1 protein-coding gene is annotated in these 952 nt (G+C 57.1%); it reads left to right on the top strand.

The window, feature by feature from the left end:
- Positions 1-272 precede the first annotated feature (272 nt).
- Positions 273-952, top strand: a 680-nt coding sequence (locus tag EN893_RS35680; protein WP_206520834.1) for a Crp/Fnr family transcriptional regulator, incomplete at its 3' end; no start/stop codon positions are given.

The raw sequence follows: 952 nt of genomic DNA, 5'->3' as shown, positions 1-952 counted from the left end.
GGATACAGGCGCCACTGAACAGCAGATACGCGAAATCATATTTCTCCAAGAGTTCGATCGCGCCTCTATCCTGCGGGAGGCTCGTTTGCTGGCGAAAGATGGTCAGCCAACAAGGCCTTCGAGTTTTCAGCAGTAACTGTCGGTTTCATACCAACGCGCCGGCTCGTCTAGTGCTGCGCGAGACGAGGTCTATGGTTCGTTACCGTCCGCTCGTTAGACGGACGCGGCCGGCTAAGAGATCCCAGTGCTCTTGCCCAAGGGAAAAGAGTCTCGTGGATTACCAGATACTGCAAGCCAAGAGCGAATTGCTTCGCCGCATGAGCGCGGACGATCTCGCGCGGCTAAGGCCGCATCTGGCGAGCGTTTTCCTGGAGGTGCGCGCGCCACTGGAGAATGCGGGGCAGAAGATCGAAGCCGTCTATTTTCTGGAAAGCGGACTGGCCTCGGTGGTGGCGCGGACTGCGCCAGCGACCGAAGCGGAAGTCGGAATCATCGGGTTCGAAGGAATGACGGGTTCGGCCCTGATCATGGGGGACGACCAGGCGAACTTTGATTGTTACGTCCAGTCGACATGCGAGGCGCTCCGGATAGAGGCTGCCCCATTCGTCGAAGCCCTGGAGAACAGTCCTACGTTGCGGTCGTTCCTGTTGCGCTATGTCCAATATTTTCATGTTCAGACAAGCTATACGGCTTCGATCAACGCACGGCAGAGCCTGGAAGTCCGGCTGGCGAGATGGCTTTTGATGTGCAGCGACCGCACTGTCGGCGACAGACTTATGATAACCCATGAGTTTCTGTCCATCATGCTTGGTGTCAGGCGTCCGGGGGTTACCGTCGGTCTGCAGATGATCGAGAGTTACGGCTATATCCGAGCGCGCCGCGGAGAGATCACGATCCGCGATCGAGATGGTCTCATAAAGTTGGCGCGAGATTCTTATGGTCCACCTGAAAC

This window comes from Mesorhizobium sp. M7A.F.Ca.CA.004.04.2.1, from assembly GCF_004022825.1.
Lineage (GTDB): Bacteria > Pseudomonadota > Alphaproteobacteria > Rhizobiales > Rhizobiaceae > Mesorhizobium.
The sequence above is the reverse complement of the archived record's forward strand: the minus strand, read 5'-3'. Positions and strand labels throughout refer to the sequence as shown.